Genomic DNA, 21,785 nt, shown 5'->3' on the forward strand with positions numbered 1-21,785 from the left:
TGAATAATAAAAATAGTTTTAATAGATCAATATTCTAAAATTGATCGTTTAAATCGATCAGTTTAATCATATGCAGCTGTGTTTATCGCCGTTATCACAATGCCACTATTCGTTGATCCGATCGAGGCCCCACTCGCTGTGGTTGAACTTTGCCCCCTAATTCTTGTACCACCACTGTCGTCATGGCAACCAGTCCCCACATCAACGGACTGAAATATTGGCTGTCCACCTGGTGCAGAACCCGCATGGAGGATGACAGATCCCAGCCCCATCGGATTTACGGCCCATTTGCCTGCCATGTATGTATCAATGTTAAGCCCACCACTTACAGCACCTGGTGAACCAATAGTTGTAAGGTCGCTTAATACCCGGGACTCATTCGTAAGTACCAGTGTCCCTTCGGCATCCCATATAGCCACACCCCAGGCCGGAAGGGTAAGCGGATATATGGCAAAAAAATAGGCCTCAAGGACAAAAGCCGATCCCCTGTAATTAGACGCATCAACACTGAACGTATTGCCACTTTTTGAAGCAGATATCTTCGCCGGGGCGCTGGTTCTTGCAAATGCAATCCCTCCCTTCTGACCGTCGATAGTAACAGACGCCGAAGCACTGTTAAAATTCCCCCCCAAAGTCGAGTTTACAGTGACTTTCCGGTAAAGCGTCATTGGTGTGGAATCAGGCGTGATAAAAGGGTTCCCGTTAGGTAATGAAATCAATGCGCCATATTTAGCCATCTACGCAGTCTCCGCAAAAACGATTAACTGCACTTTGACTGCTGGGTAATCATTAATCCCATCACTACCTGAAGGCTGTATTGTTATGGTGTTTCCAGATGCAATAATATTTCTTTTATCTGTGTAACTTATTGTCCCTTTATCCTCCAGAGTGCCAACCGCAAAACCGACATTTAAACCGGGCTCGAGGTTGAACTGGTAGCTTCCCGTTTTCTGACCTAAAGCAAGATCGATGATTCCCACCACGGTTACAGGTTTAATGCCATAGTTATTCGGGACACCGTTAGCGTCCCATGTCTGAATTCCCCATGTCATCAGAATACCCCCGTTAGTTTTCCGAGCTGGACACGCAGTACTCCATTTTCATCTTTGATACTGTCTGTAAGGTTGGTAATCTTCCTGCCCCCGAGCCCATCGCTGCCATTCATCTCAAACGTACCATCTGATTTCATGATCGTCCCTGTCTGTCCTGCTACGTAATTAGCTGAATACCATGAGCCAACTTTCGCCAAAGTGAATGACGCATAATCAATAAATGCTTCGTTAATAAATACCTGACCATTAGAGGTCAGGAATGCAGCCTTATAATTACCAGGGTCACTTCCTGAATAAATACCAAATTGATCAGCAGCAAAAACCACAGTCGATTTATAGGTGCTTCCTGAGGGCTCAATGGATATACCAAAACCAGCGTTATAGAGAACATCATTTCTTTTAATGCCAAGATTAAGAGTATATGAAGCTTTAGCATTACCATTATCTTCAACCTGAGCAGTAAGCTTTTCATTTACCGCCGCCGTTAACTCTCCGTTCGGGCCAATTTGAGCCTGAACATAGGTGGATAAATCAGCCAATCCCTTTTCAGCAGTAGCTACCGTGGTTTTTACAACCAATATATCAGCCCGGACCTCCCCATACTGAGCCCACTGGTGTTCCACGGTTCCGTGGTTTGCCAGCGCATTTGACATGATACCTTCCAGATTAGTATCAACACCCTCCTGAACATTTTTAAACGCATCTGACTCTCGTATCTGCTCATCAATAAGCTCTATCATCCCTGGAATATCAGATGACGCCTGCCCGGATGCTTCAACAAATTCAGATACCCCGAAAGCATTCCTGGTGCGAACATAAACGTAATATGTTTTATCAGCCTGTAGACCATGAAGGGTCCACTGGTTAGAGCGCCCAAGGAACTGAGTCTGATCTTCAATGTCTGCGGGATTTTCTATCTGCTTCAGCCCGGAATACCAGAATTCAAACGAGGTGTCGGTCGTTGCCGTAATGCGCATAACAGGAACCAGGTCAGCAGAGAACAAGCCTGGCGTCCAGATAACACTGGATGGCGCAGGTGGTGCGCCGATAACCATGCTGATTTGTGTCTCTGCGCCTTTCATCCCGTTTTCATTACGACCACGAACACCCAGCGTGTAGCTACCGGCATTCAGACCAAAAAACTCATAGCGGAACTGGTCTGTTTCGTACTGCGCAACCACTTTCCCGTCATCGGTGTACACATACACTTCAAACATCAGCTTTTTGGTAGTTGTTGCCGTCTCCCATGTTGCAGTAACCTGTACAGTCTCAGAGTTGGTGTTGATGATGCGCAGGTTCTCCACGTTAGGTACGCGGTAACCGTTCAGCGTATCGCTTGGAACATCAAACACAGCACCTTCATCAACAATGGCCTGTTTGTTCGGATCATGTTGCGATGCAGTGATGCTGTAGACAGAATTGTTATCCGTCTCTGCAACGCTCAGGATGCGGAATAGCCTGGTAGAAACGTTGCTGGTAGAAATGGCAAATACAGTACCGTCACGAATCCATGCTGGCGTTGTTTTCAACGTCACTATATTGTCAGCAATACTGCCAATTTCAAACTTAACGAACTTCCCGTCACTGCCCATGATCGACATGGTGTCGCCTTCTGATATCAGAGACGAATCAACCGCATCAACGGTAATTTTGTTACCTGCATGCGACATAATGCGGCCACCAAGACGTGCACCAGCATAGTTGTTATCCATGATTTCAACGATGTCACCCGGCGTGAAGTGGATAGCATCGCGCGCCATCTGGAATGACAGTCTGCTGCTCTCGCGCTTCGCTGTTTCCAGCAGCCATTTCCCTGCTCGCCATGCCTGTCCTCGGGACGTACACCCAAATGCCTCAATGGTCGTTTCGTTATAGTTTCCACGTGCGATCATCTCATCGTCGGAAACATACTCTTTCACCTGCTCCCAGCCGTTATCCGGGTCAGTCCATGACACAACAACGGCATTGTATTTCTCTGAACGCTTCACGGAGCTACGTTTGAACTCGCCATCAACTACGTTAGCATTTGTTATTGTCGCAATCGGGTCCTGTGGCGCATCAAGCATGACGGACAGGCGCATCCCGTCCCACAGCGCTATACCGCGAAACATGCTCGCTATCTTGTCAAGAATGTCACGCGCACTCGCCTGCTCGGTAATATAAGCATTCAGCGTCATTCTTGGTTCCTGACCGCCGTAGCCGTCATTAACAAGTTGATCGCAATACCGTGAGAGAACATAGAGCGCGCCGTCATCTACATCGATATAACCGGCGCGTTTCGCCAGGCCAAAACGGGTATTCTTTGCTAACTCACGGAACAGCCACGCCGGGTTGTTAGTCCACGCTTTTTTGAATCCGCCAGTCCACAGGCCTGAATAGGTTCTGGTGATCGGATCGTAGTTGTCAGGAACGTCCACAATCAGGCCACGAAGATGGTATGTCCTGCTTGGGGTATCGGTGTACTGGTCACGGTCGATAACCGCCCCCGCAATAGCAGAAAACGGATAGTTCAGGTTATCGTCAGTGATCTCGCTGTAGCTGTTCCAGATGGTGCCGTTTGACAGCAAATCACTGGTGCTGTCCGGTGTAATGCGTCTGACACGAATATCGAACGGTTTGGTTTCTGGCGCATCAATCAGATGCGCTTCCAGATACTCGCCGGAAATCTTGCCAGTAATAGTGACATTTTTAACTATTACCCAGCCAGTTGCTGCCGTCCTGGTCTCCAGAACCAAAGTGACTGAAGTGTTCTTCTGGTTTCCTTTGGTGTCCTGCTCTACCAGCCCGGTGACACCAACGTTGAAACGAACGCGGGTTACATCCTGATCGGTTATGGTGCGTACCAGTGGCGTATCGTAGGTGACTTCCGTATTAACGATGGTTGTTGCTTCAATTGCAGAGAAGCCATTAATTGGCGACTGCGTTTCAGATCCCGGCCTCCATGCTACGCTGACGCCGTTAACGCTAACGTTTCCGTTGGCGTCAGTAACCGGCGTTTTGTTCAATTTGAATGAAGACAGATGTGACTGATCTATCGGTCCGTAAATCGGACCTTCACTGATAAGGTCTAGCACCCGGTAAAACTGTTTGGATTTGAGGTTATCATCGAGGAGTTTGGGGGTTGATGCTTTACCACCGCCTGAAGACATAGCGCCACCTTAGCTGATTGATTCTGTCCAGTCCTGGTTGTTACTTGTGTCAATGCCGAGAGAAATGACGTTCGAACCAACCTCCATTTCTCCTAGCAGGATCGGTACAGGGCGACCCTGCCCGACACGGTTCTCTGCACTGGTAAAGGAGTTGTTAGTCAGTGTGTTATTTTCTGCCGATTCTGCTGACGTTTTAGTTTTCATGTTGCGGGACATATAGACCGAGTACGCAATTGACGCCACACTAACGGCTACCGCAATCCATGCAGCAGCAGCGGCGGTGATAGCGCCTTCAACTACCGGCACAAACAGGACCACAGAGCCGTCTTTCAGGTGGCGATCCAGATGCCAGTGCATAGCCGATACCTCAACATCCTCGCCCGCTATTCGGAGTCGAAGTTTTGTATTGAGGAATGCTTTTTTGAATTCGTGATTCTGGGCAAGAAGCAGGCGCAGCCCCTGCGCCGGCGTGTCTACGTTCAGGGATATTTGGCGGTAAAATCGGCGTAAATTGCCTGCAAATTTAAAGATGAGCACTGTTCGTGTCTCCATATGGAATGCGTCTGCTTAACGTATGCCGGGCGCATGGACTCTCTCCGGCTCAGATGCCCGGCATGGTCGTGATGAAGCACCATGTTGTCATCAAGGAGAATCATTGCGTGGCACGGATCAGCGCCGGGGAATGGTTTTCTGATGATGACGTCTCCTGGTTGCGCCTCCCCCGGCGATACCTGGCGGAAGCCATTGAGCGGCATGTTTTTCAGATAGAGATTTTCGCCACGCAACCACCATCCGTTAGTGCGCTCAAAATCAGGCAGGTCAATGCCGCACAGGTGATATGCGTCCCTGAAAAGGGTGTAGCAGTCCATGACGCCATGTTCGAACCTTCGCCCCAGCAGGAATGGAACGGGCCTGAATTTCAGAATTCTGCCATCGCACGCCAGCCACCACGGAATCCCTGTAACCTCTTGCATCTGGCGATCAGCGCCTGACAGGAACGGTACGTTTTGCGGGTGCGAGTGAAATACCGTCGTCACCTCTCCTGCTTCCTCGGCTTCCAACCAGTCATCATCACTGATGCGGAAATGCTTGCCAGGATCGGTGTGCACGTTGCGACAGCGGAACAGCCGATCGTCATCAAGGATTAAGCCGCACACCTCATCCTGCGACGATGCCGCATATTCGAGTAACTCTTGCATCAGGAAACCTTCTGAGATCCGGGGAAGCTGCTGATTGGCATTGGTTCCGGTCGCGGATAACGGAAGCGGCAGCCGCTACGGCGGTGAGAGCACTTGTCTTTCGCCGGGTCCGTGGTTGGATTGTCGCGCTCATCTGCAACAGGAGGCCCGTCATATCCACACCCGACGCCGCGATACTGCCACTGGCACACGTCTGCCAGAATAGTGCGAGCCGGGATAATGGCGTTATCGCAGTCAATCGGTGTCGCTAGCGTGTAGGTCACCTGTTCGAACGTCTCTTCCGTCATTTCTTCAACGACGTAGCGGGAAACTGCTTCCTGAGTTGGATCGGCATCAGGGTTACCGTTCGGGAAATTCACCGCATCCAGGTACTTAACCGGCACCTGACGCCTGGTGATAACCACGCCAAGCATGTCATCAAAGTCATGGTTGATACCCGTCAATAAGCCGGTAACGTTCGCCACCGCCATTGACGGGCGGGCATATGTTCCTTCGTTCTTTGACTCGAATCCTTCCACTGCTATCGGGTACGCCTGATACTGGTTACCTTTCCAGATAACGTTCCCGTAATAGCCATTTGTGCCAGAATGGAACCGGATAAGGTCACCACCAAAGGGTTGCAGGTCAGCTTCGAACAAATCGATGAATGCGCCAACTCCGGCGTCTACACTGTCGATAATTAAATTTGCAGGTATGTCGCGCACGGCAAACTCCCATTAAAAAAGCCACCCGGAGGTGGCTTATCGTGGCACTTGTTCAAACGTGGCCGTTAGTTCAAACAACGGCCCGGTCTTTGTCATATTCCAAGAGCGGCAGACAAAAAGCTTCTGTACCCCCGTATCGGATGGCGTCCAGTAGAACGCCTCTACTGCCATTCGCTCTTTGAGAAATGTCTCAGCATCCTTCGCTGGATTGCCACGGCAAGAGCCGCTGACACCGCGAAAGGTGAGCGAGTATTTATCCATTAGCGGGTTGATGCCCTTCACCTGTCTCTGTTCGTAACCGTCACCGAGTTTAATAACGGCTACGCTCGGCGTTCGCTCAACGGAGTAGGCTTTCTGCGGTGTCCATGTGAATATTTCTGGCACGATTACCTCCGTAGTAACCCGTTAGGACGTTGTTGGTCGCGGATGGTATTGAGGCTGACCTGCTTCATCATCTGCGCCATCTTAGCCATGGTCGCATCGTCTATGCCGCCAGTGGTGTTGATTTCGAAGGTGATGTGCTGCACCACTCCACCGCCACCTCCAACCTTATCAGCAGGAATGATCTTTCCTGACTGGTTCGGGATGAATGCCTGCTGCCCACCTGCTGTCTGGAAGATTTCAGAGCGTCCATCTTCGTTGATGCGATAGGCGTTGCCGGCTGATACCGTGCCGCCGTAACGGCGACCACCTGCAAGAGCCATTGCCTTAGCAGCAACCAAAGACTGAGCATACGCAGCCTGGCCTACCCCTGCCGCGCTGCCGTATGTGGCGATTGATGCGCTCATTGCGGCTGGCGCCCATGCAGAGGCAGCAGCGGTAGCCTGTGCCATAGTCGATGCCAGTGATGCAGCGGCTGCAGCTTGCCCCATTAACTGACTCTTAACCCACTCCACGCCCATCTGAACAAAGCTGCCAACCACACTGTTAAGGATGGTAGTGCCGATGTTAGCCAGTGATTGTTGAAGGCTCTGAGTGCCGTTAATCAGCCCGGTTATGGCATTGGTCGCTCCGCCCTGAAGCGAATCTACAGCGTCAGCCATGAGCTGGTTGGTAGTGCTCTGGTTGCGATAGATTTCCCATTGCGCAGCGATACGGGCCTGCTCGTATTGAGTATTGGCAGCATTCATCAGTTCGAGACCACGCTGAGTGATCTGGCCCTTTTGCGTTTCAAACTGCTGGATGAGAGCCAGTTCCTGTGCGTGCTGATTTGCTAATTGCTGAACCGGGTCGATTTCACCAATTGCAGATTGCTGAGGTGTTACTGCCTGCTGGGCCCGGATTTTTGCCAGGTTAGCCTGATGCTGCTGCTCGATACGCAGAGATGTTTCGTTGAATTGCTCCTGACTTATCTTCTTGGCGGCCAGAGCGGTTTTAAGGTCTTCAACATCCTGTTTGTAGCTAGCATTCTCTTTGGCTTCCGGTAGTAGTTTTTCAGCAGCGGCCTGGGCTTTAAGGGCATTTGCTGTATCCCAAATTTCCCCGCGATATTTACCAGCCAGCGCGATCTGCTCTTGAGTTGCGCCTTTCCCAAGTGATTGCTGGGCTGCGAGAACTGCCTGTTCGCGGCTTAATTCTTTTGTAGAATCGGCTGCGAGGTCTGTTTGCTGCTTAAGATTGGCAAGTTTTTGGGCAACGGCTTCCTGCTGGTTGGCTGCCCTGGATGCTTCGGATGCGGCGTCTTTTGTTTCCTTTTTCCCTTTCTGCTGAGCTTGCTGTGCGTCGTATTCGGCAGCAGCCCTTTCACGAGCCAAGGCCACATCCCTTTCCATCTGCAACTTCGATTTTTCATCATTAGCGCTTCCGGCGTATAACTTCCTTATATCCTGCTCAGCCTTCAACTGCGCTCGCTTGCGGTCGTTAAGCTCGCTCTGGAGTGTCACCTGGTCCTGAAGTTTATCAAGGTAGTCCTGAGCATCTTTCGGGCGATCTACCATCAAACTGCTGGAGTTGAATTTCTCCTTCGCTTTTGCGGCAAAGTTAATCATGTCTCCAAGCTTGCCCATCATGCCAGCGGTGATACCCGCTTCCTCGCCTTCTCTCTGGAGAAGCGGTAGGCCTTGTCGCATGGTGCCATTGAGAGTGGCATGTCCAATGTTAATGGCATTTTGGGTCTGACTAAGGCGATTCTGAGCACGTTCAAGCTCGAGAGTTGCTATCGCTAATTTATCCTGGGCACCACCTAAGGCTTCAGCAGCCTGACGGCCTCTAGTAGTGTTCGTTCCCCAGTTAGCGATCTCCCTTTCTTGCCTCTGAACAGCAGCTGTAGCGTCGTTAAATTCTTTCTGTGCGTCGGCTACCGCATCGCTAAGGGTCGGCAGGTTCTGGCTTAACTTGCCAATGGTTGCTGCAAGCTCGGTATGCGACATGGTCTGGAATTTGGCGCTCAGATCATTGACGCTATCAGCCAGGTTATTTGCGTCGTCTTTGGCCTCTTTGGCTCGCTGAGAGAAATATAGAATCGCACTGGCCGCGAGCATCGCTGCGCCAGCGGGACCACCGATGAGAGACAATCCTCGGCTAACCAAACCAGCCCCGGTAGACAATCCAGCCTGTGCCGCCTTATTTGCTGCCAGAGCGCGATTGTAATTATCAACAGCTCCAGCTGCTGCTATACGGGCCGCAGATAAACGCTGCTCAGCAGCGGCAGCGTTCGTTGCACTAACGGCTGTCTGCTGCATCATTTCCGCAAGGCGGATTTCATCCAGCGCACGTTCTTTTGCGACGGCGGCAGCGCGGAGATCTGCTGTAGCTTTGTTTGCCGCCGCCTGTGCGGCCTGCATTTCAGCGGCTGACTGATTTCTTGAAGCCACAGCAGCCTTAACTTTTGCAGCGGTCGCCATAGTCAGAGCGCCAACGTAACGACTTCCCATTACCGCTGCGACACCAGTCAGAATGGCGCTCAAAGCTCCGATGTTCTCACTGACGCTGATTACGGCGTCATTGAAAATCGCCGTACCGGTTTTTACCGTAGAGTTCTCACCAAAGAACTTAGTGATATTGTTACCGGCAACCTGCAAAGCCTGGCTGATAGTTGCGGTGGTATTGGCGAACTCATTGCCGATCGTCACGCCCTGTGAAAGCAACCCCTTAACCACAACATCAGTAGTCAACTTCCCGGCGGCGGCCATCTGGCGCATCTGTCCAATGCCAACCCCCATAGAGTCAGCAAGCGCCACTATCAGGCGGTTCCCCTGCTCATTCACAGAGTTGAATTCTTCACCGCGCAGCGCACCTGATGCCAGCCCTTGAGACAACTGGATAATAGCGTTTTCTGCTTCCTGAGCGGTCGCACCGGAGACAACAAACCCCTGGTTGATGATGGTAGTTAGCTTAGCCAGATCATCAGCGCTGGTTCCATATTCCCTGGTTGCTCGCTCCAGCCTTGCATACAAAGAAGCTGTAGCGTCGAGGCTGCCGCGAGTTTGCTGAGTGATATTAAATACTCGCTCAGTAACGTCAACCAGTTGCTCGCTAGGCCGAAGGGCGTTTGCCAGTTTGTTATTGAGAGTCGTCCACGCGTCAGCGTATTGAGCCACCTGCTGCACAGACAAAATTGCCATAAGAGAAGTGGCAACCCGGCTTAGGCTGCCGAAGGAGGAGCTCAGCGATGATGCAGCCTTGTCTGCGCGGTTGAACCCGCCTTCCATCCCGTCGGTTACGTTCCGCACCTGCTTGTCAGCGCGTAGCAACTGAGCCGTATCAGCCTTAATTACATATTCAATATCGCCTACGTTCTCGGCCATTTCATTTTCTCCGGGCAATAAAAAACCCCGGGAGGCCGGGGTCGTTATTATTTTTGTGAGCAGATTTTTATCTGTTCGGGTGTAAAGTTCGGATCTATCCCATCTGAAAGCACTACCCATTTCATATCGAAGGTTGTGTATTGCATATCTTTCAAGTCGCCTCGTTTATAGAGAGCAAGCAAATTGTTTAGTGCTGATATTTCTTCACTGGAAGCGTTACTTTCATCAGCAAAAATGAATGATTTTGCATCCTCTATTGGCTTTGGAATACTAACCTTCATCATTACCTCGGTGGCATCACCGACTGACTTCTCACTCACTGGTTCAAATTTCACTTTTCCGTATAGGTATTCACTCAGTTCGTAATACTTATTGGTTGATGGTAAGGTGTTTTCATCAAAGTAATGAAAATTCTTGACGAAATTTTCTGAACACTGTGAAATCTTGCTTTTTGAAAGCATACTAATGTCTTTGCTTTTTATGAACTTTTCTACTTTGTCTGTTGCAGTATCTTGCCCGCAGCCTGATAGCGCCATCGCCAAAATAGCAATCGAAAGCAACCTCTTCATATCCCTATCCCCTTTGATAAATGTGCCAAAAGAGTAGCAGGGATCGGGAGACGACAAAACTAGTTACATGTCACTTAGTGACTAGGGCAATGAACAAGGGGACAAGTATTGCCGATACCAAAAGGCCAACCAGCCATTTTTGGTTGTCGTCGATCTTATCAATGAACCGCTTTTCCATTGATGAAAGGTTTTGGTTGATGCTTTTCAGCTCGGATTCAATACCTCGGATGTTTCGCTCTCGCAGTTCGTCTGTGGCTTCAAGTCTTGCAAGTCTCTCGCGTGTGTACATATCGCCTCCGTCACCGCCGCTACCGCCACCACCATGTTTTGGGAAGTCTACAACGTGAATATTGTCATCCATCTTGCTATTCATTAGTCCCTTTCCCTGAATCTGAAAGCTTCTGCTCCACCCATTTCAATACCGGCCACGTTGCAAAATGCATCGAATAAGCACAGTTTTTGCATATCAATCGATACTCATATTTCACCAATGAGTATGGTGGCCCTTCTGTGTCGAGTTTGACTGGGATGGCATAAGTGCTGCTTTCACACCCTTCAGGCCCTACAGTCATCGAACTGGCGTTAGGGATAGAAATATCATCACTACCACAAATTGGACATATGACTGTTTTGACGCCGCGTTCGAAAAGATATTCAGAGAATAGCTCTGGAGTGACTTTCTCCAGTCGTCGCTGAAGTGTCAGTTGAAGCTGCATTTGGCGCTGCTTTTCATCTTCCACGTTGATTCACCACGAAATGTATTTCCGTAAATTTATCACGCGGAACATCGCTATATAAACTGATCATCCATCCATGGCGAAGACAAAACCCGCAGTTAAGCGGGTTTGGATGTGCGCTTCAATCAGGCAGATTTGGTTGGAAGGTCGTTACGAATCTCTGGCTTCTTGTCGCAGGTAGTGCTGGAGAAATTGTTCTTTGATACCCACTGCCAGTTGAACGGATAGCCGGCGCGATACTGGGTCTGGTTGGCTACGTTACGGATACCATAAATCTGCACGATGGTATTCTGTCCACCTAACATCGCCACGCCCTCGCATATTGGTTCCTGCTTTTCCAAAATTCCTGAACAACCAACAAGAAGCCAAGCACAGATCACAATAATTGGTAGTTTTTTCATTCCCTTATCCATCTACACCTTTTTAGGTATTATCCTATATCCTTAAACTAAATGAGTAAACGACAACCACCCCCTAAATCTTTGTGGTTTTTCAAATGCTCTATCACCGATTTTCCGCGCCATTGCGGATCTCTGATGGCCGTCAGTTTTCTGGCGGCTTCTTTTTCTCAGTAAATACCCGGCAAATACATCTGCACCTCATCAGCAACGCGATCACGCGCTGCATGGAGTAGCTTTTTGCGTCCGCCAACGCCCCACCGGGCCATCTGGCTGGCGCATTGGCTGATCTGCTTGGTTTCAGTATTGATGATGTGGTCAATTTTGTTCAGGCGGGACATGGCACTGATGCCATTTCGGATCACCATCTGAAAGGTTTGGTACACTTTTATTTCGAATTCAACACTAAGCCATGCGGCATAGCGAATCGCCACCAACTCTAACCCCCATATACCAGGCTGAGCACCACCTTTGATAATCTTGACCGAAGCTATTTTTGTAGCTTTGGTCAGTTCTTGCGCAAACTTTTTAATTTGCCCACTTTTGATGAAGTTACTTGGCCTCTGTGATTCCGTGGCTTTGCCCTCAGCCACTGCGGCAGCGTGAAGATCATTGAGGTTGTAGCGCCCTTCGTCATCAACGCGAACGGAAACTCCGTTTACAGATACGGTTGGATAGTGCATGACGTTTACCTATAGAAAGTGAGCCTGTCACACAGAGATAGCAGCCCAGAGTACAACTAACTCTCAGGCTCGCTTTCTGTAGGCTCTGGGATTATAACGTGCGCGTGTGAAGCGCGGTGGGTTTATTGCGGATGCAAAAAAGCCCCACGGACGCAGGGCTTATCGTTTCATTTCGTAGGTTGTTAATGCGGACCATGCCTCTGCGCATCCATCGCCAGCATCTGTTCTGCCCAGTCCATAACTTCGTCGTATTTCTCCTGGGTTGGCACCTTCCCTTTATCCTTCTGCGGGAACTTGGCATTCATGGCAGCCCGGAAGCTGGTCATCGTCATGTTCCAGGCGTCTGCCTCACTCATCCCGAGGTGGGCAACTGCGGTATAAACGAATGTACGGGCATCGAATTTATCGCTGTACTCGCCTTTCTTGCTCTCGAACTCTTCGGGCGGCTGATCACCCATTACGCCATGCAAAATCAGGTGACGAGCCAGCTGGATGACGTCTTCAACTGGCAACGAGCCAGGCTTAAACAGGAGGCGTCCCGCCGTAGTCACTGAGTAAGAGCCGATGATTTCAGTAATGTCGCCTTCAGAGCAATGCCTGACTACGTTAGCTGCAGCTGCTGCCATGTCTGCAAAGCAGCGTGCATTAGCCGCTTTGAGTATCTGCTGGTCCGCAATTCTGTGCTTTGGGTAATGGCCTGCATGAACTTTCACGAAAGCATCAACGATTTGCTCAGGCGTGCCGATTCGGGACATAGCCAGGAATGAAGGGTTGAGGAATATCTCTTTGCCGCCTGCTCGAATGACGGCCTGGCCGATATCGGTGATTGCTTTCATGGAAACTCTCAATAAGAGGGAGGCCAAGCCTCCCATGGGTTTAGGCTGCGTTCACGGTTACAGTAGCTGGGCTGGAGGTTACCGAGCCGGCGGTTGAGGATGTAACCTGACAGGAGTAAGAACCCGCATCACCCGTAACGACGCTGGCCTTCGTGTAGGTAGCGTTCGTCGCACCTGAGATGTCAGTTCCGCCCTTCTTCCACTGATAGGTCAGAGTGGAGCTGTCAGAGACATTGGCTGCCACCGAAAGATTGAGCGCATCGCCCACCGTGAGCGTGCGGTTCTGCGGCTGCGTAGTGATAGTGATTACGGCGCCGACATCACGTACATCCACCTGGCCCGCACTAGATGCTTCGATAGACCAGGTGGCGACATCGTCGTGCGGCGCTTCATCGCCCCATGACGTCACCATGAACGGACCTTCGGTGATATCGTTAGGGGAGATGATTTTGAACCACACATACGGCTGGTTGCTGGTCTCTGCCGGCGGATTATAGACATGACGCTTCAGTGCATTCTGCGCGTACACATCTTCTTTGCGGGTAACACCGTCACCTGAGAACGAAATATTCTTATAGGTAACAAGATTTTCCTGAGTAAATGCGGCGCTCATATCGCCGGTTGCATCTGCGGTTTCCCATTCAGCATTTACTGTTTTGCCGCGCATCATGCCGAGTCGACGGTAAGCGCTTGCGGTGGGTTGTAGTTCCGGGCAGCCAATCGCGTAATAAACGACGACATCGCGCCCTGTGAATGCACCTGATTCACATCCGGCCATAATTAATTATCTCCGTGTTATCGGGAAATGATGGTTTGAAAAGGAATGTCGAAGAGGTAACGACCCTCTTCTGTTTTGATGGCGGTGATGCCGCCGATTGGCTGCATCGAGATGATGCACTCAGTTTTGTAGTCGTCGATCATCGCCTGGCGGATGGCGTCGGCGCGGTCTTCAACCTGGTTAATATTGCTGTCGTTCTGACCTGACAGGAGGAGGATGCGGAAATAATCGCGGGTTATCGCTTCTTCTGGCTTACCGCCCCCGTTCTGCTGGATGACAAGATATCTTTCCCCCTCTGTATTCTCCAGCTCGTTCCAGAAACGCTTCTGAACACGATAACCAACATCAAAGCCATGCGACTGCAGCCACGCCCTCAGCGCATCATACACTTCGCTACGCGTCATACTTTGTATCCTTGCTTGATGATGGCCTTAATCTCGTTGAGGCCGTCACGCTCGAAGCCTTTGGTCAGGAACCCAGGTTCAGCATCAGGATCCCAATAATTGCCTTTCCCCGTTCCACCACCGAATTCTTTTCCGGCGCGAGTTCTGCCAAAATGTTCACGTGGCTGACCTTTTAGCTTCCCTGACATGCCATGAACGGCGGCAGCGTATGCAGCCGTGTACCCAACCTTTCCCTGCATCCCTCCAGATATAGGTTCAAGCTTTCTGTACTGGCTGTTGATGAGCGTGGAGGTGTCAATGGGAGTAAGTAGTGCTGCATGAGACGATCCTACAATCATGACCTCGGTCAGCACTCTTTCTGTGCGTGGCCCGGCAATTTCTGCCAGCACCTTGCGGGTGTTCATCTGAACACGCTTGATACCTTTAACGGGCATACCACCACCTGATTATTTGAATAAATGCAGCGCAGCAAGAAAAACCCAGGGCAAAACAAGCTAATCCAAGCGAGAACATAAATCACCTCACGTCATAACCTTATAATCCGGCTCCTCGCCGAATGGCGACATATCCCATTCGGTCACCGCTTTGATGACATTGGCGCCAGCCTTCAGCGGATCGGCCTGCGCTGTTGTGTCACCTCTTGCGATGTACCAGTCGCGCTTCGGCATGGTCGCATCGACACCGTTACGCTTCAGTTCAGTGAAGAAAATCAGGTTCGTGGTGAACTCTTTCCCACTGGCATCTACAGCAACTTCATTGTTTGCCGTCCAGGTGCAGTCAATCAGGTATGGAGTTCCGTTTGTCCAGGTGTTGTTCCAGTCGTCATAGACGCGAGGATAAACAGTCGCGATGTTTGTGTAACACCAATTAGCCGTAACTGACATTATTATCCTCCCACCGGATCACCTCCGGGTTCTCCGCTGCCACCTTCCTGCACAACAGATACCAGTCACCGTTGCTTTTGACATAGCCGGTAACGCGCTTACCACTGTTGGTCATCACCCAGACCTTAACGAACGGCTCAGGCAATCGCTGCTTAACGGATATCCACATCAGCGGTCTCCAACAAAAAACCCGCCGAAGCGGGATTATTTAGTATCAAAATTCTCTAGCGAACTCTCCGTGAAGTGATGACCTGGTTTTGCTGAGCCACTCCTCTACTTCGCTGCGTGATTTAGATGAAAAATGATTTCTCACACCCTTCACTTGAATACTTCCACGCCACGCTCTATCGGCCTTGTTCCAACTCAACCCCTTAACGCCGGTTGTGTTTTTGGAGCTGCGCTTTTGGTTTTGAAGGTTCTCTGAGACGCTGGCTAGCCTTAAGTTTTCAATATCATTATTTGTCCTTACCCCATCAATGTGATCAATCTGCATACCCACAGGTATTTCTCCATTGTGGAGCTGCCAAACAATGCGATGGGCGGCAATTTCCTTTCCGTGAAGCTTTGTCCGGTAATAACCATAAGAACTAATGCAACCCACTTCATCACCAGCCTTTATTCTTAGGCCAATATTTATTTTCCACCTAAGAAATGATGGCGAACTCGGGTCATATGAGAAGTATTCAGATAGAATAGATTCAGCCATGCTCGTTACCTCCATAACGACGATGTGGTTAGAGCCGAACTCATGTTAGCGCATGATTCGGCTTGTTTATTTTACCACTCACTGTATACATAAACAGCAAATTAGTCGTTATTTCGGCAAAAACAGCCACCCTTGCCAATCCAGATGCCAGCAAAAGCGGTGTTAGTCGGATCAGGCGGGATCAGGCTTGTAGCGCATCCATACTTATCTAGTCCCCTCAGAAGCCCCAGAGAGGCTTTCCATCGGTCAGCAAAAGACAGGTACCGAAATGAGCGTGATGCGCCGTTGGGCCCTGTCTGAGAACTGATGTACTTGTCACCCTGACCCAGCGCCATTAGCCCCAGCAGGTAGGACTGTATTAGCAGAGCGGTTGCGGGACGGTAATGCGCATCCAGACACTCCTGAATGCTGCCAGCCTGCTCTAAAAGAGCCTGCAGGATGAAATCAGGCAGCGTGATACCGACTGACTCCAGATATTCCTTGGCCTGTACTGTGGTAATCATGCGAGCCTCTGATAAGCCCTCCGAAGAGGGCATAAAAAAACCGCCTTAGAGGCGGCTGTTATTCAGCAGGGAACAGCTTTTCGAGCTCGCCATCTGGCAACAGCTCACTGAGCTTTTCAGCGCCCAAGGTGCCCTTGAACTCAATGCCCAGCTCAGTAAGGCGGTCCTGAATAATCTCTTTGCGAGATTTCTCACCAGTACCGGCATCAGGCGTCGACGGGGTAAGTTCTCCGCCTGCCTCGCCATTCATGAGACGGACGTTAGACTTCAGCGCCGGGTGCAGTTCTTTCAACTCCACCACCTGCCCTACCTTCACGCCGAACCATGGGCGCACTACTTCGTATTTAGCCATGCTGTTTCCTTACGCCAGGTTAGCGCCGTAGACAACGCCAGACAGGCCCTGATCGTCTGCGGTAATTTGCAGACCTTCAGCAGACATGATCTGGAAGTTGTAGTTAACGTTAGGCAGTTGGCGCGGCAGCGGAACAACACCTACGGCCATACCCACCAGTGGAGAGATCACGTCACGGCGACGAACGTACGCGATAAACTCGTTACCGGACAACGCGAAGCTCATACGGATTTCTTTCACCGGTGCGAACGGCAGCACCGCCTGCAATACAGTTCCGCTTACAACGCCGTTAACCACGTACGGCTGAGCCAGATTTGCCCAGATTTCCGGAGAAACCCACATCACATCGTATGCGGCGACTTTGTTCGTGCGGGCGGTAGTACCGAATGCGCCTTTACCGAAGAACGCAAAGAGCGCCGTCATGTCGGCAGTAGTAAGGTCGATATTCGCGCCACCAGCACCGGAGCCGAGGTTGATCTTCTTGGTGTTTCGGTGGTTCTTGATGCCCTGCGCAGGATAGGACTGAACCTGAATTTTTGAATCGCCGTTCAGGTAGTAGTTGACGCGCTTCTGGTTGAACTTGCGCATCTTCGCCATCTGCGAATCCAGCACCAGATCAATGCCTACAGAGTTAAGGCCAGCAGCATGACGCCAGTTAACACCGTAGCCAGCAGTGAACACCGGAATCGGGTCACCGTCGCTCGCGTAGTCAGTGTGGTCGAAGGAGAACGGAGCCTGGCCATCGATGCTTACTGACACGTCATCAGCGATGTCGCCAACCACGTTATACAGCTTGGCGGTTTTACCGACCGGCAGCACCGTCTGAACGCCGATCAGGTCGTTCACGATTTCCATGCCGATTTCTTGATCGCGCAGTTGGAGAACCTGACGGTCAATCTCAGCCCAGAAGTCACGGGAGAAACCGCCAACTGCGTTACAGGCCAGCATGTCAGCAGTCATCATCGCGCGGTTAGCTGCAATGATGGAATCGTTCTGTAGGTTCCACATGTTGCGGTTTGCCCACAGCTCACTCCAGTGCCCGCCAAGGCGGGAGTTAGTCGCCAGCGTCTCTTTTGAGAAGTACATATGTTTTTGTCCTTTTGTTACGCGCCAGCTGCGGCGGCAGTGCCAACGCGCATGCGCACGCGGATGAAGTCGGTGGTGCTGGCCGCGATGGTGTATTCATCCTGGCTGTATCCGATCACTGAATCAGTGTCATCGGTTGCCAGGGTAAACTGACCGGCAGTGCCCAGCTTGATCGGGCTGTCTTTTTTATACGCACCAGGCAGGCAGCGCAGCGCCAGCTCACGACCTTCTTCGACGTAGTTACCTACTGCCGAATCCCCGGCAGGGATTGATTCGGTGATGGTTAATCCCTGGTGATAACCGACATCGATGATGTACAGGCGGCCGGTTAGCGCGGTGGCCTGAGCGAATTTATCGGATGAGTTGATGGTTGCGGCGGTGCCCGGAAGCAGCGCGGCGGCCGTAGTGCGGGTTTCGGTCTTGTACAGAGACTGACCGTCGATATTAACGCGACGATAACGAGGCATTATTCCGGCTCCTTACTTGAAGTGTTCGTCTGCGGCAGGTGCGCCGGTTTCTTTGTGCTGCTGAGCATTGTTGGTGCCCAGCGGTGCAGCTTCGCCCAGCGTCTTGAACATCGCATCCAGCGCATCGCCTGAAAGTGCGTTAGCGACGATATCGCCATGCTTGGCGGCTACAGCTTCACGCTTTGCTTTCTCTTCAGCGCGGGAATTCGCCGTGAGGGTGTCTGCCAGTTGCTGATGGTTTGCCTGTAGCGCATCAACCTTCTCCGCGAGAGGCTTAATAGCCGCTTCCGTGTTGGTCGCAACAGCCTGGCCGATCATGCTGCCGATTTGTTCCAGTTCTTCTTTGGTTAAAGGCATGTCGCCCTCCGTTTTGTGGTTTGGTGCAGGCTGTTCCTGCGGTGTGAATAGAGCTTTGAATTTGTTGGCCACGACGGCCACCCACGATTCCTGGCGCGCTACTGCGGTGCCGCTATCGTCGAAGGTGATAACTCCGCCCTCCGACTTGTAGCCAAACACCTCAGCGGTGCCCCCGTTGCGGATGATTACCGCTTGCGAGTCAGTGAAGTCAGCAACCCAGGCGTATTCATCCGTGCCCGCCGCAAACTTCGCTTTGGCTGCGCGATCGAGACGCTGTTCGCGCTCCCGGTAGGATTCACCCACCAGCGCGCCGGAGTTCGCCTTAAGCGGCTGCGCCAGATCTGCGTTAACCATCAGGCCAACGCCCTGCTCCGGCGTAGCGGCTCCAACTTCGTGCAGCAGGATCGCGTCGTGGTCCATGCTGTGAATTTTCGCCACCCAGTCAGCGCCGGTAGCGCGTTGCTGTTCGTTCGGTTCAAGCTGGTCGAGGAAAGCGGCCACGCTGGTATGAATGGGCGGTACGTCATCGCCACGCTCTATAGCTGCTACTCGCTCAAGCAGCTCTCGCCCGCCTTCCGACTCTTCAGCGCGGGCCACATCCACCCATTTCTCTACGTAGATCCGATTGCCGGACTTTTTAACGTTGCGGTTCCACGCACCTACGAATCCGGTGCAAAGCCCTTCAGGAGAGAATGCAGACACGAACTGGCCGTTAACCTGAGGATGCCCCAGAGGCGCAAGAGTGCCTTCCAGCCCCTGATAGTGCGCGTTGATTTCATCTTCTGTGTACAGCCCGCCATTCATGACGACGTTCGCCGGCAGCGTATAGCTCGGCAACACAAGATGCTCACGCCCGTTGTATGTTTCGCGCCGGATAGACTGGCTGTTCACCTTAGTGGTGATGTTGACCTGCATTGGCATGTGTTAACCCTTAGCCCATTGGTAGCCACGGGCTTTCATTGTGTTAAATGTTTTCTGAGCTTTATCGATGATGGTGTCGCTTAGCGGCTTGCCGTTTTCATCGACCAGTACCGCGATCGTGGAGCATTTGCAGTTCACGCTGTTTGCATCCTTAGCCCACCACTCCCGCTGTTCTTCTGCGGTGTACAGGTGAGCGTGGCGCGCGGCATGCGTGCTACGGGTCGTCGGGCTTAGCGCTGATATATGCATCTGCTTTGTACGGATGCCATATTGCTCCCTGGCTTCGTCGTCCTCGTCCAGGCGCCCACGGCGCAGCGCGGTGGTAATCTCCGTCCGGGCAATACGATTAGCCCGACGAGACTCAATTCCCGTCTGCTCAGTGATGCGTTTCGCTATTTCCAGCGGGTTCTGTCCGCGCCCAAGCCCATCGGTCAGTATCCTCGCCATGTCGGCTTTCACAGTGGCGCTGAGGTTCTTCATTTCCTCGAAGGTTCGCGCCCGAACCAGAATCAGCCTGCGCCGGTACGGCTCACTCAGGAGGATTGTCGATACGCTTTCCTGTCCAGCTGCGTACACGGCAGACTGCTGTGACAGATTGGCGAACTCCTGCGCAGTGCCGCGCTGATAAGCCGGGTTAACGTATTCAGTCCAGAACCAGAACCCCGTCTCGCTATCTGCGCCCAAAATCTCATCAACCAGCAATGAAGCATTGCTGAGGAGCATTGATAGCTGAGTGGAATCAAGGTCGAAGGTGTAGCGCTGGTTTACTGATGGTGATACAGGGATGCGGTCGAGAATATCGTTGTAGGCCTTACCAATGCGCTTCATTCGCCTGGCGAACTCACTCATTGCTCCGCGCTCAAGGCGGTCGGCGCCTGTTGGATCTTTAAGGTTGCTGGGTAGTATCGGTGACTTCGCTTTCTTCTTCGTCATCATCTACCTCTGGAAGTGGCTCAGGAGATCCCTCATACCCAGCCACTGTACGGATTTCTTCTCCCGTGAATGGCTGCTCGCCAGTAGCGATTGAAGCACTGTTGATCTGCGCCATCTTGATGGCTGCATCAAGTTTCTCGGAGTCGCTTTGCGCGCTCAGGTCATCCCAGATGACTGCCTTCTGGACCACTGCATCAATAACCTGTAGCTCAATGAGCTTGTCGCAGAAGTCCTCTATTTCGAAGGACAATCCCCCCCTGCGAGACTGACAGCGGGCATTGAAATATTTCTGGTCTTCGGTGCTGGAGCGCTCAGCCTGCTGGTTACCAACCAGTATGCGCGTCGGGATATCAACTCCGGCGGCGGCGGTCTGCAGGTTTACGTTATAGGTCGCTGACGGATCAGCAACGGCAGTGACCAGCGGTGTGACTGTGGCCCCCTGGGTTGTCATCAGAACATCGTTACCACGGTTCATTTCCCCGGCAACGTCGTTAAACTTATCCTGCAGCTCGTCAATGCTCACGCCATATAGAGACGCAAGATTGTTGAAGTCGATTTCCTTCTCAAAATTGACATTAAGCTGGCGAGCGGCGTTCTTCAGGAATGACTCACCTGAACCGCCCTCTACCTTCTCCAGGCTCACAAAGGCGTTATATGCTGGCTCAAGGAAGCCAATAGCATCGTCTGAGTAATCACCAAGGATGAAAACGCGATCGGGGTGGATGTTGACGCGGCGACTTGAACCATTCGGCAAGCGTTCGGCGTACTGCCACATTTTCGGCTGACCGTAAGTCTTCGAGTTCAGCCCAGTGTCCCACTCGCTCACCGTTAGCGATCCGGCCCATGCCACGGAAACCTTCTGCAACCCTCGCCCTTTGGTAACTGGAAGGTTCCAGTCTTTTTCATCGCGGACGTGCAGAAGGATGCCTGCATAACGACCGACAAGGCGACGACGATCCGCCTCGGCAAATGAGCGCCAGAACCGGTTGTTGAATACCTGCTTTGACTTGTTTTCCCAGGCGGTTTCGTTTTCGCTCTCGTCGGCATCGTCACCCTCGATGATTTCCGGGTTAGTCTGCCAGCATTTTCCCACCAGCTTCTCAACGGCACCGTGAGCGATACCACCGCGCCGGTACAGGGCATAGAGGTTTTCGTAGGTTACCTGCTCAGGGAAGCCATACTCGCACCATGCAGAATGGCGCTTATTGTCCAGCCCCATCGTCGGAGCCATCAGCCCCATACGGGCGCGCGCCATCCGCGCATCGTTCAACGCATGGTTGACGGCGAGAGTTAATTTGTCAGTCATGGTTTGTCCGTTTGG

At 51.7% G+C, this 21,785-nt stretch carries 27 protein-coding genes; all 27 read right to left on the reverse strand.

From position 1 onward, the window contains the following. Positions 1-62: 62 nt before the first annotated feature. Positions 63-737 (reverse strand): hypothetical protein, encoded by a 675-nt coding sequence (locus tag OGW44_RS14165; protein WP_286454164.1) that lies wholly within the window; start codon positions 735-737, stop codon positions 63-65. Further along, complete coding sequence (locus tag OGW44_RS14170; RefSeq protein ID WP_286454165.1) at positions 738-1,052, reverse strand: hypothetical protein; 315 nt, start codon at positions 1,050-1,052, stop codon at positions 738-740. Beyond that, entirely contained in the window at positions 1,052-4,201 is a 3,150-nt protein-coding gene (locus OGW44_RS14175; protein ID WP_286454166.1) for a TipJ family phage tail tip protein, read from the reverse strand. The genes OGW44_RS14170 and OGW44_RS14175 overlap by 1 nt, the downstream gene beginning before the upstream one ends. Positions 4,202-4,210: 9 nt before the next feature. Continuing rightward, positions 4,211-4,738 carry a tail assembly protein gene (locus tag OGW44_RS14180; protein WP_196093794.1) on the reverse strand — a complete coding sequence of 176 codons (528 nt, stop codon included), beginning with the start codon at positions 4,736-4,738 and terminating at the stop codon, positions 4,211-4,213. After that, the gene (locus OGW44_RS14185; RefSeq protein ID WP_286454167.1) at positions 4,681-5,400 is read right to left on the reverse strand and encodes a C40 family peptidase; all 720 of its coding nucleotides are present in this window, start codon (positions 5,398-5,400) and stop codon (positions 4,681-4,683) included. The genes OGW44_RS14180 and OGW44_RS14185 overlap by 58 nt, the downstream gene beginning before the upstream one ends. Continuing rightward, entirely contained in the window at positions 5,400-6,104 is a 705-nt protein-coding gene (locus tag OGW44_RS14190) for a phage minor tail protein L (RefSeq protein ID WP_031608852.1), read from the reverse strand. Before OGW44_RS14190 ends, OGW44_RS14185 begins: the two co-directional genes overlap by 1 nt. A gap of 36 nt (positions 6,105-6,140) precedes the next feature. Further along, on the reverse strand, positions 6,141-6,488 hold the full coding sequence (locus OGW44_RS14195; RefSeq protein ID WP_286454168.1) for a phage tail protein: 348 nt from the start codon (positions 6,486-6,488) through the stop codon (positions 6,141-6,143). A 2-nt stretch (positions 6,489-6,490) separates the two neighbouring features. Further along, positions 6,491-9,850: a tape measure protein gene (locus tag OGW44_RS14200; RefSeq protein WP_286454169.1), complete on the reverse strand. Its 3,360-nt coding sequence runs from the start codon at positions 9,848-9,850 to the stop codon at positions 6,491-6,493. Between the two features lie 47 nt (positions 9,851-9,897). Continuing rightward, positions 9,898-10,419, reverse strand: coding sequence for a hypothetical protein (locus tag OGW44_RS14205; protein ID WP_148977733.1), 522 nt, complete (start codon positions 10,417-10,419; stop codon positions 9,898-9,900). Between the two features lie 70 nt (positions 10,420-10,489). After that, a complete protein-coding gene (locus OGW44_RS14210; protein ID WP_131657235.1) occupies positions 10,490-10,780 on the reverse strand; it encodes a hypothetical protein in 291 nt (96 codons plus the stop codon). A gap of 4 nt (positions 10,781-10,784) precedes the next feature. Then, complete coding sequence (locus tag OGW44_RS14215; RefSeq protein ID WP_042889549.1) at positions 10,785-11,159, reverse strand: hypothetical protein; 375 nt, start codon at positions 11,157-11,159, stop codon at positions 10,785-10,787. Between the two features lie 122 nt (positions 11,160-11,281). Further along, positions 11,282-11,557 (reverse strand): phage exclusion lipoprotein Cor, encoded by a 276-nt coding sequence (cor, locus tag OGW44_RS14220; protein WP_051479462.1) that lies wholly within the window; start codon positions 11,555-11,557, stop codon positions 11,282-11,284. Positions 11,558-11,724: 167 nt separating this feature from the next. Continuing rightward, entirely contained in the window at positions 11,725-12,237 is a 513-nt protein-coding gene (locus OGW44_RS14225; protein ID WP_063153210.1) for a KilA-N domain-containing protein, read from the reverse strand. Between the two features lie 182 nt (positions 12,238-12,419). Continuing rightward, positions 12,420-13,073 carry a DUF6246 family protein gene (locus tag OGW44_RS14230; protein ID WP_286454172.1) on the reverse strand — a complete coding sequence of 218 codons (654 nt, stop codon included), beginning with the start codon at positions 13,071-13,073 and terminating at the stop codon, positions 12,420-12,422. A gap of 40 nt (positions 13,074-13,113) precedes the next feature. After that, complete coding sequence (locus OGW44_RS14235; RefSeq protein WP_286454173.1) at positions 13,114-13,851, reverse strand: phage tail tube protein; 738 nt, start codon at positions 13,849-13,851, stop codon at positions 13,114-13,116. A gap of 17 nt (positions 13,852-13,868) precedes the next feature. After that, on the reverse strand, positions 13,869-14,255 hold the full coding sequence (locus OGW44_RS14240; RefSeq protein WP_147186424.1) for a phage tail termination protein: 387 nt from the start codon (positions 14,253-14,255) through the stop codon (positions 13,869-13,871). After that, entirely contained in the window at positions 14,252-14,689 is a 438-nt protein-coding gene (locus tag OGW44_RS14245; RefSeq protein ID WP_058679056.1) for a hypothetical protein, read from the reverse strand. Before OGW44_RS14245 ends, OGW44_RS14240 begins: the two co-directional genes overlap by 4 nt. An 87-nt stretch (positions 14,690-14,776) precedes the next feature. Next, a complete protein-coding gene (locus OGW44_RS14250) occupies positions 14,777-15,139 on the reverse strand; it encodes a hypothetical protein (protein ID WP_286454174.1) in 363 nt (120 codons plus the stop codon). Next, complete coding sequence (locus tag OGW44_RS14255; protein ID WP_286454251.1) at positions 15,123-15,311, reverse strand: DUF551 domain-containing protein; 189 nt, start codon at positions 15,309-15,311, stop codon at positions 15,123-15,125. The genes OGW44_RS14250 and OGW44_RS14255 overlap by 17 nt, the downstream gene beginning before the upstream one ends. 42 nt (positions 15,312-15,353) lie before the next feature. Continuing rightward, on the reverse strand, positions 15,354-15,845 hold the full coding sequence (locus OGW44_RS14260) for an HNH endonuclease (RefSeq protein ID WP_058660783.1): 492 nt from the start codon (positions 15,843-15,845) through the stop codon (positions 15,354-15,356). A gap of 101 nt (positions 15,846-15,946) precedes the next feature. After that, complete coding sequence (locus OGW44_RS14265) at positions 15,947-16,348, reverse strand: DUF7370 family protein (protein WP_286454176.1); 402 nt, start codon at positions 16,346-16,348, stop codon at positions 15,947-15,949. 58 nt (positions 16,349-16,406) lie between these two features. Next, positions 16,407-16,700 carry a hypothetical protein gene (locus OGW44_RS14270; RefSeq protein WP_096218599.1) on the reverse strand — a complete coding sequence of 98 codons (294 nt, stop codon included), beginning with the start codon at positions 16,698-16,700 and terminating at the stop codon, positions 16,407-16,409. A 9-nt stretch (positions 16,701-16,709) separates the two neighbouring features. Further along, complete coding sequence (locus OGW44_RS14275) at positions 16,710-17,786, reverse strand: major capsid protein (RefSeq protein WP_286454177.1); 1,077 nt, start codon at positions 17,784-17,786, stop codon at positions 16,710-16,712. A gap of 17 nt (positions 17,787-17,803) precedes the next feature. Beyond that, positions 17,804-18,253 carry a gp53 minor capsid family protein gene (locus OGW44_RS14280; protein WP_032104699.1) on the reverse strand — a complete coding sequence of 150 codons (450 nt, stop codon included), beginning with the start codon at positions 18,251-18,253 and terminating at the stop codon, positions 17,804-17,806. Positions 18,254-18,265: 12 nt separating this feature from the next. Further along, positions 18,266-19,531 carry a hypothetical protein gene (locus OGW44_RS14285; RefSeq protein ID WP_058647979.1) on the reverse strand — a complete coding sequence of 422 codons (1,266 nt, stop codon included), beginning with the start codon at positions 19,529-19,531 and terminating at the stop codon, positions 18,266-18,268. Positions 19,532-19,534: 3 nt separating this feature from the next. After that, the gene (locus OGW44_RS14290) at positions 19,535-20,464 is read right to left on the reverse strand and encodes a phage minor head protein (protein WP_286454252.1); all 930 of its coding nucleotides are present in this window, start codon (positions 20,462-20,464) and stop codon (positions 19,535-19,537) included. Next, entirely contained in the window at positions 20,418-21,770 is a 1,353-nt protein-coding gene (locus tag OGW44_RS14295; RefSeq protein WP_286454179.1) for an anti-CBASS protein Acb1 family protein, read from the reverse strand. The genes OGW44_RS14290 and OGW44_RS14295 overlap by 47 nt, the downstream gene beginning before the upstream one ends. Positions 21,771-21,785: the final 15 nt, after the last annotated feature.

Origin of the sequence: Citrobacter sp. Cb023 (assembly GCF_030336805.1) — a bacterium.
GTDB classification, from domain to species: Bacteria; Pseudomonadota; Gammaproteobacteria; order Enterobacterales; family Enterobacteriaceae; genus Citrobacter; species Citrobacter braakii.